This is a genomic window from Actinocrinis sp., assembly GCF_035946395.1.
Taxonomy (GTDB): Bacteria; Actinomycetota; Actinomycetes; order Streptomycetales; family Catenulisporaceae; genus Actinocrinis.
In genome coordinates, this window is sequence record NZ_DASYZI010000284.1 from 1 (window position 1) to 8,494 (window position 8,494).

Sequence of the window (8,494 nt, forward strand, 5' to 3'; positions counted from 1 at the left end):
CCGGTCACGTTCACGCGATGCGCCATGACGGCGAGCACGCACACGCCGAGGAGGCGCACCACGAGGTAGAGCAGGATCTCGGGAGCATGCGCCCTGATCCAAGCCCAAGCTGACGTATATATGGCCGGTGACCTCAGCGAAGTGGGGGAAACGGTCCGCGTCACTATAACACCAGGGAACACGTGGGCCGAAGGTTGGTGGGCGGGGCCGGACACGGTGCGGTGCTTTCCCAATCGGTGCGGTTTTCTGGGATCACCGAGCTCTGATCGATATGCCCTGATCGAATCACTCCGATCGAATACTGCGATCAGAGCGTTCAAGCATGCGGCACGATATGGGCTGACGGTAATTCGAATGCTTTCTTGAAGTCGCATAGGACCTGGTGGAGCGCGAAGTGCAGCATTCGAATGAACGTTCCTCGAATACACGTTTCCGGCGCGCTGTGAGCTATTCATGACCATGGCGCACTTCCGGCGCGCTTCTTTTCCGCCTGGCCGTTTCAAGAACGTTTCCATATCGTCGACGCTGGACCAGAGCTCTGACGCCTCAGGTTCTGGCCGGATCTCCCGTTTCGGGCATCGCGGCGGTCACGAGCCGCCGCGTGAGGGGGTAAGTGATTGTGATCCGCCATCTACGCAAAATCCGTTCAGCGCTGCCCAGGCGGTTCGCGCTGCTCGTCACGGCCGCGCTGGCCGTGGCCGGAGTGGTGGCCCTGCCCGCCGCTGCGGCCTTCGCGGCCTCCAACGTCCAGGTCTTCGTCGGGTACGCCGACAACGCGCGGGCCAACCCGACCAACTTCCCGACTCCGTGGGCCGGCTCGCCGTCGGTCGTCTTCGCGGGCTGCACGCCGAACTGCGTGTTCGACGCCGGAGCCGTCCGTCTGGTCAACAACGCGCCGATCGCGGTCACCGTCGACTCGGTGATCGTCGAGGTGAGCACGTGCACGTTCGACATCTGGCCGCACGGCACCGTGCTCCAACCCGGCCAGCAGCTGATCGCGACGCAGACGGCGAGCGCCGCGGCCGCGGTCTGCGGCGGCACCAGCGGCGCCTTCGACACCTCGGACATCGGGGTGAACGGCGCCGGCACGACCTGCACACCCGACGGCGTCATCCCGAAGGTGATCGCGTCGATCGATGGTGTGTCGAACACCTACAGCGACCTCGGCCAGGTGATCAACACCACTGGTATCGATACAGCGGCCTGTCCCTCGGGCACCAACGAGTCGATTCAGTGGACGCTCATCGGCAGCCAGCCCTGCCCGGGCGCACTGCTCTCTCTCGCGCCGCCGACGCAGAGCGACGCGGTCGGGTCGGCCGCATCCGTCACCGCGACGCTGGTCAACACCTGCAATCAGCCTTTGCAGGGCGTGGACATCGCGTTCACCGTCCAGAGCGGACCCAACGCGGGAACCACAGGCGATGCGATAACCGATCAAAACGGCAATGCGACATTCAGCTATACCGGGTCGGCTGTGGGCACTGACACAGTCGGTGCCACCGCGACCAACCCGGCCGGGATCATCCATTCGCTGAACACCGTCAATGTGGACTGGGTGAAGAGACAGTCCGCGCTGACCATCACCGGCGGTGCGAGCAGCAGCGACTTCAACGACCCGGCGACAGTCGCCGCGGCGTTGACCGATGCCCTCGGGCCGGTGGCCGGCGAGACCGTGGCGTTCACGCTGAACGGCTCGGAAACCTGCTCGGGCACGACTGGCGCGAATGGCGTCGCTTCGTGCTCACTGACTCCGCAGGAACCAGCCGGGTCGTACACCCTGACAGCGGCGTTCGGCGGTAACGCGACCGACCTCCCGGCGTCGGCGTCAGCGCAGTTCACGGTGACGCACGAGGAGACCACGCTCACGTACACCGGTCCGACCAAGGCCGCGAACGGCGTGCCACTGACGCTTTCCGGCGTGCTGCGCGAGGGCGGTACTACCCCGGTCGCCGAACGCACGGTGGCCTTCACGCTCGGCTCCGGCGGCTCGGCCCAGACGTGTTCCGGCACGACGGATGCATCCGGTTCAGCCTCCTGCACCGTCGCCTCGGTGAACCAGCCCGCCGCGTCGGCGAGCGTTCCGGTGCTCGCGGCGTTCGCGGGTGACGCGTTCTACCTGCCGTCCTCGGCCTCGGCGACGCTGAAGTTCCAGTTCCTGACCGGACGCGCCTACGGCCTGAGCTCCAGCGGCCTGGTCGGCGTCTCGCCGGTACCGGACACCGGAGCGGTGCAGACCGCGGGCGCGGGTGTCTTCGGACCGCCCTGCGTGGTCAGCATCAGCGGCCTGATCTCGGCGCACACGCTGTGTGCCAGGGTGGTGACGTCCGTCAACCCGGGCACCTCCGCCGCCACAGCCTCGGTACAAGACGCGACGATCGGCGTGCTGGGCGTGCCGGTGATCAAGATCGGGCTGGTGCAGTCGTCCTCGACCACCGCCTGCTCCGGCTCGACCGGTGACACCACGATCTCCTCGATCAGCGTCGGCGGAATCCCGGTGAACGTGAACGTTCATCCGGGTCCGAACACGACCGTCTCTGTGCTCGGAGTCAACATCGTGTTCAACGAGCAGATCCCGGTGCCCGGCGCCGACCAGGGGCTGACCGTGAACGCCGTTCACATCGACGCCCTCGGGCTGCTCAACGTGGTCATCGCCTCCGCGACCAGCGACATCCACAACTGCTGACCGACTAGGGGAAGGGGCTGACGATGCCCGGCCGCGTGTGTGGTACTCGGCCGGGCATCACCTTTACGCCCGATCCTCCGGCCGGCCCCCAACCCACTTGATCAAATCAGGATCCAATCAGGCCATCAGCACTGCGACGCCGTTAACCCGGTCCGCAGCGAGGTCAGCGAGGGCACGGTCGGCGTGGGACATGGCGTAACGCGTCACCGCGATGCGGGGGCGCGCCGACGCGGCCAGCACGAACAGTTCCTTACCGTCCTGCCGGGTGTTCGCGGTGACGCTACGTACGGAACGCTCCTGGAACAGGTGCCGTTCGTAGTTGAGCGCCGGGACATCGGTCAGGTGGATGCCCGCGATGGCGAGCGTGCCGCCGCGGTCGAGCGCGGCAAGCGCGACCGGCACCAGGTCGCCGACCGGGGCGAACAGGATCGTGGCGTCCAGCGGTTCGGGCGGAGTGTCGTACGCTCCGGACGCCGAGGCCGCGCCCAGGTCGAGCGCGAGCCGCCGGGCGTCGGCGGACCTGGTCAGCACGTGCACCGTGGCGCCACCGGTGATCGCCAGCTGTGCGGTCAGGTGCGCGGAGGCGCCGAATCCGTAAACGCCGAGGCGGCCGCCGGGCGGCAGTTGAGCCCGCTTGAGTGCGCGGTGCCCGATGATCCCGGCACACAGCAGCGGCGCAAGCTCTTCCGGCGGCGGGCCGCTCGGCAGCCGGTAGGCGAAGTCGGCGTCGACGACCGCGTACTCGGCGTAGCCGCCGTCCAGGTCCCAGCCGGTGTAGCGGGAGTGCGGGCACAGGTTCTCGGCGCCACGCCCACAGTACTGGCACAAACCGCAGGTCCAGGCCAGCCAGGCGACGCCGACCCGCTCACCGTGCGCGAACCCGGCGACCTGGTGGCCGACGGCGGCGATCTCGCCGACCACCTCGTGGCCGGGCGAGCACCGCGGGCGGCGCGGCGTGAGGTCTCCCTCGGCGAGGTGCAGATCGGTGCGGCAGACGCCGCAGGCCTCGACCCGCACGAGCAGTTCGTGCGGACCCGGCTCGGGCACCGGGCGCCGGACCCGGCGCAGCGGCCGGGTGGCGATCGCTCCGGGTTCGTTCACGACCCACGCATCCATCGTGTCCGGGATCACCGGGGCCGGCGCGGGATGCTGACTCACGCTCACACGACCACCTACCACCTGCCGCTTCGCCTTACCGCAAGTCTCGCCGCCTGCGGCGTTTCCCTCAACCGGGCCGACTGCGGTCAGCCGTCGGCGGTCTTGGACTGATGTTCGCCCGCACTGCGGCTCTTCGCATCCACCCGTAGGTCCATATGCAGGCGTACGCGCGTACCACTGTGGTTGTCAGAGCGGATCTCCACCAGGTCGCACAGCTGGTGGGTGAACCAGAGCCCACAGCCGCCGAGTTGGGAGGCGGTCGGCCGGATCCGGCCGACCAGCGGGTCGGTGATGACCCCGGTGTCGTGGAACTCGCACACCAGCGAGCCGTCCTGCACCCACGCGCGCAGCGTCCCGCGGCCTCCGCCGTGCCGGACGCTGTTCGAGGCGATTTCGCTGGCCGCGAGCACCAGATCGCGGACCCGTTGCGTCGACATGCCATGCACGGTGGCCCAACCGTAGACGTACGCGCGCAGCGTGGGCAGCGTGCCGAGTGCGTAAGGCATCTCGTCGTACAAGTCGTGGCGCTCTTCGAAGGGTTCGAACGCATACGGCTCGTCCGCGTAGTGCTGTCCGGCGACGCTTGCCTCGCCATTCCAGAGCAGCGGATGGTAGCGGGCCAAGGTGCGTTCGGCGCCGGGCGGCTGACCGTTGGTGTCGTAAGGGCACAGCAGCGACCAGGCCGGCGCCTGAGCGAAGGCACGGTTGAGCAGCCATTCGTGGTAACGCAGCTCGGACAGCTGCGCGGCGGTCCGCCCGCTCCACGCCGACTCGCTGACACCGTGCACAGCGCCGTCGCGCCCGCGCCGGCCGATCCAGTCCTGCCAGGCGGGGATGAGCCGACCGGGGTTGCCGCCGAGTGCGGCGAGGTCCACGAAGGCCACCGTGCCATCGTCAGGCAGCTGCTCCCGCAGCAGACGGTGCCGTTCTTCGTGTACAGCGACTATCACGGTGGCCCCGCCAGCGCGCGCCTGGTCGAGGTAGGACAGGACCCCGACGACGTACTGCCGTATCCCCGCGTAGGGGTAGAGGATGTGCCGGAAGCCAGGAGTGGACGCCGCGGGTGCGCCATGCGTGGAGAGAGAAGCGTCGCTCACAGCTGCCTCGCCACGGAACTCGGTTCGCCATCGCGGCCCGGAAGAGGCCGACGTCAGACGCTAACGCACCCTGCCGACGTCGTCGCTTAAGACAAATGCATTTTGACGCGAATGGACCATCAGCGTCACCGAAGGAATGCGTTCACGGCGCTGAGCAGCGCGGGCGCCATGAAGATGTCGTAATGCGTGGTGCCGGGCAGCACCGCCAGCTGTGATTCCGGCCGTGCTGGCAGGCCGGAGCCCTCCCAACCTGCGTCGCGCTTGCCGCCGCCCAGCAGACCGTAGAACTCGGCCATGTGCGCCGTGCTGATCGAGTCGGCGTCCGCAAAGGCGAGCAGCCTGGGCGCGCTGATCGAGGCGACCAGAGCGCTCCAGTCGTATTCGCAGGAGACCAGCGCGCCGGTCCGGACCACCAGTGACGGCCAGTCCTCGACGCGGGGCGCGATACGCGCGTAGGCCTGATAGGGCGGGGCCTGGTACTTCTTCATCATCTCGGCGCTGTCCGGACTCATCGACCGCATCCCGGCGATGACCTCGGGGAACCAGGCCTCGTGCTTGCACGGCGTGGAGACCAGCACCAAGCGGCGCACCAGCGCCGGGTGCCGCGCCGCGACCTGGAAGGCGACCCCGCCGCCGAGCGAGTAGCCCATCACGTCGGGACGCTCAAGACCCAGCCGCCCGATGAACGCGGCGACGTCGTCGGCCATCGCCTCGAAGCTGAACGGCCGGTCGATGTCCGCGGTGCGCCCGTTCCCCTGCAAATCGACGGTGAGCACCCGCCGGTTCTCGGTCAGCGCGGGAAGCACCGGCTCGAACATGTCGCCGCTGCCCAGGCCGCCGTGCAGAAGAACGAGCGCCCGGCCGTCACCCTTCCCGCCGTGTTCCTCGTAGCCGAGCGATAGGCCGTTTACATCTACGTACGCCATGGCACAACGTTCTCACACGGGGACGGTGTGTGAAACGACTGCTCGGGCGTCAGCCCTTGGCACCGGCGACGGAACTCGATACCGCGAACCCGAGCGTGTGCCCGACGATCGGCGTCTCGGGCCATACGACGGCTTGCGCGACGATCGGGCGCGCACCGTCGAAGGACAGGGAGGGACTGCCGTGCAGCACGTAACCCAGGTCGAGCGCCTCGCTGACGCGGCGGCAGAACTCTTCGTCGTCCGGGCCGGTCAGGACACGGTAGCGGGGAAGGTCGTTCGGAGGTTTCGCCATGAATCGAGCATGCCATGCCGTCGGCGGATGCGGCGGGCCTGCCTGTACGCCTGTGGAGAACGCGGCGGCCTGCCATCCGGATCATCCACGCGCATTCGGGTCCACGCGCGATGTGCACCGCCTCGGCTGTTCCGCTCGCATCAGCGCGCTCGTACGTTCGGAGGCGTTCGGGCCCTGGCCCATGAGGTCGCGTCTTGGCTCGCGCGAGACCGCCCATGAATCCAAGAATCCGGAGCCTCATCGCAACTGTCCTGGTCGACGGGGGCTCTGTGGCGGCCGGACCAGACCGGCCGCCACAGAGCCCCGCGTTGCTTGCGGAGAGGGCAGGATTCGAACCTGCGCGGGCAAAGCCCGACCGGGTAGACCCGGTCCCCGCTAGGCCACTACGGGGACCTCTCCTGGGTGCTGCTTTCCTTGCTCGGTGGCCGCCTGCGGTATCTCCCGCCTACGTCGCCGTCCTTCTGATAACCATCATGGCGCAGGGTTCTGACGCAGCGCTGACGCGCCTCTGACGCTGCCGGGCTCACTCTGTCTGTCTCACTGCTGTCTGCCTCACTGCTGTCTTTATCGCTCTGTCTGTCTCGAACAGTCGGGCTCACGCCGTGGGCGGACGGGCCGACCGCAAACGAGCACGCGCCGCCCGAACGGTGTCCGGGCGGCGCGTGGAAGTGCGGTTCAGCTCACGTCGGTTCGGTTCAGTTCAGCCAGGTCAGGTCACGGGTGCGGGAACTGGGACCGCACGACCCGGTCGAACATCGTGTCGGGCATGAACCGGCGCAAGGTCAGCATGCCGCGGCTCAGCCTGCCGGCGGAGTAGCGGGCCTTCGGGTTCGCCGACGTCGCGGCCTTCTCGATCACGGCGGCCACCTGGTCCGTGGTGACCATCATGCCGCCGATCCGCCCTTTGCCCTCGTGCAGCTCGATCGCCTGGTTCGCCAACGCGGTGTAGAAGTCCGCGTACACGGGTTCCTGCGAGCCGGCGAAGAGCATCATCGAGGTGGCGAAGAACTCGCTGCGCACCGGGCCCGGCTCGACCAGCGAGACCTTCACGCCGAACGGGGCCAGCTCAAGGCGCATCGCGTCGGAGTAGGCCTCGACCGCGTGCTTGGCGGCGTTGTAGATCGCGCTGCCGGGAGGGGAGAACTTGCCGAAGATCGACGAGATGTTGACGATCCGGCCGCTCTTCTGGGCGCGCATCCCGGGGATCACCAGCTGCGAGAGCCGCACCGCGCCCCACAGGTTCGTCTCGAAGGACGAGCGCGCGGTGTCCAGCGCCACGTCCTCGACCGCGCCGTACACGGCATTGCCCGCGTTGTTGATCAGGGTCCCCACCGCGCCGTGCTCGTCGGCGATCCGCTTCACAGCGAGCGACATCGAGTTCTCGTCGGTGACGTCCAGCTGCAACGTCGTCATGCCCGCGCCGGCAAGCTCCTCCAGCGTTTCCAGACGCCGGGCGGTCGCGTAGACCGGAAGGCCCGCCTTGTGCAGGCACAGCGCGGTTGCCCGACCGATGCCGGTGGAGCAGCCCGTGATGAGCACGGCGCGTGATTCGGTCATGCCGGTTTTCCTCTCCGAAGCGTCCCACCTGATCGACACAATGCTCAAAAGCGTGTGCTCAAAAGCATCAGTGTCCTGATGGTAGTGATCTGGTGGTCGGTCCGGCTACTCACACCGTGCTTAATTCCGGCGTGTGTCCGGGCGCCGGGCGTCCCGTGGCCGGCGAGTGCGGCGCCGGCCACGGGCCGGGCTTTGCGGCGCGGCTATCCGAGGGTCCATTGCTGGTTGGAGCCGCCGTTGCAGGACCACAGCTCGACCGGCGCGCCGTTGGCGGTCGAGGCTCCGGTCACGTCCAGGCACAGACCGGACTGGGCGCCGGTGACGGTACCGTTGGAGTTGAAGTTCCACTGCTGGTTCGACTGGCCGTTGCAGGACCAGATGATCACCTTGGTGCCGTTGGTGGTGCCCTGGCCGTTCGCGTCGAGGCACAGCGTCGAGCCGCCGACGGTGACGGTCACCGTTCCGGACGAGGTGTGCGTCCAGGTCTGGTTGGCGCCGCCACTGCACGTGTTGATCTGTTGCTGGGTGCCGAGCGTCGTCGTCGAGTTCGGATCGTCAAGGCACTTGCCGGCGCCGACAGCGTGCAACTCGCCGGTGCTGCTGGAGCTGCCGCCGACTCCGTACCCTGCGGCGACGATGTTCGCCTGGACGGAGTTCTCGGTGGTGTCGCTGGGGTAGCCGCTGGTCATGACGCCTTCGTAGAAGGTGCCTGCTGAGCCTTTGCTGTTGTCGCCGCCGATGCCGAGGATGATGGCGCCTTCCTTGTGCATCGGGTTGTAGC

At 67.9% G+C, this 8,494-nt stretch carries 7 protein-coding genes and 1 tRNA gene; 1 reads left to right on the top strand and 7 read right to left on the bottom strand.

Annotated elements, in window-relative coordinates; genetic code table 11:
• Window positions 1-613: 613 nt before the first annotated feature.
• Entirely contained in the window at window positions 614-2,683 is a 2,070-nt protein-coding gene (locus tag VGS97_RS17295) for a choice-of-anchor P family protein (protein ID WP_326854591.1), read from the top strand.
• A 117-nt stretch (window positions 2,684-2,800) separates the two neighbouring features.
• Here VGS97_RS17295 and VGS97_RS17300 read toward each other — a convergent pair whose 3' ends face one another.
• From VGS97_RS17300 to VGS97_RS17330, 7 genes are all read right to left on the bottom strand, one after another.
• On the bottom strand, window positions 2,801-3,799 hold the full coding sequence (locus tag VGS97_RS17300) for a zinc-binding alcohol dehydrogenase family protein (protein ID WP_349262170.1): 999 nt from the start codon (window positions 3,797-3,799) through the stop codon (window positions 2,801-2,803).
• Between the two features lie 128 nt (window positions 3,800-3,927).
• Window positions 3,928-4,938 (bottom strand): sensor histidine kinase, encoded by a 1,011-nt coding sequence (locus VGS97_RS17305; protein ID WP_326854593.1) that lies wholly within the window; start codon window positions 4,936-4,938, stop codon window positions 3,928-3,930.
• Window positions 4,939-5,063: 125 nt separating this feature from the next.
• The gene (locus tag VGS97_RS17310; RefSeq protein WP_326854594.1) at window positions 5,064-5,864 is read right to left on the bottom strand and encodes an alpha/beta hydrolase; all 801 of its coding nucleotides are present in this window, start codon (window positions 5,862-5,864) and stop codon (window positions 5,064-5,066) included.
• Between the two features lie 49 nt (window positions 5,865-5,913).
• Complete coding sequence (locus VGS97_RS17315) at window positions 5,914-6,156, bottom strand: DUF1737 domain-containing protein (RefSeq protein ID WP_326854595.1); 243 nt, start codon at window positions 6,154-6,156, stop codon at window positions 5,914-5,916.
• Window positions 6,157-6,471: 315 nt separating this feature from the next.
• A tRNA-OTHER gene (locus VGS97_RS17320) sits at window positions 6,472-6,555 on the bottom strand.
• A gap of 315 nt (window positions 6,556-6,870) precedes the next feature.
• Window positions 6,871-7,713 (bottom strand): SDR family NAD(P)-dependent oxidoreductase, encoded by an 843-nt coding sequence (locus VGS97_RS17325; RefSeq protein WP_326854596.1) that lies wholly within the window; start codon window positions 7,711-7,713, stop codon window positions 6,871-6,873.
• Between the two features lie 203 nt (window positions 7,714-7,916).
• Window positions 7,917-8,494: RICIN domain-containing protein (locus VGS97_RS17330; RefSeq protein WP_326854597.1), on the bottom strand; the 578-nt coding region annotated here is incomplete at its 5' end.

Bases quoted from the DNA above. Each gene is read 5' to 3' on its own strand.
- VGS97_RS17325 (WP_326854596.1), bottom strand. From the start codon at position 7,713: ATGACCGAATCACGCGCCGTGCTCATCACGGGCTGCTCCACCGGCATC.
- VGS97_RS17300 (WP_349262170.1), bottom strand. From the start codon at position 3,799: ATGGATGCGTGGGTCGTGAACGAACCCGGAGCGATCGCCACCCGGCCG.
- VGS97_RS17315 (WP_326854595.1), bottom strand. From the start codon at position 6,156: ATGGCGAAACCTCCGAACGACCTTCCCCGCTACCGTGTCCTGACCGGC.
- VGS97_RS17310 (WP_326854594.1), bottom strand. From the start codon at position 5,864: ATGGCGTACGTAGATGTAAACGGCCTATCGCTCGGCTACGAGGAACAC.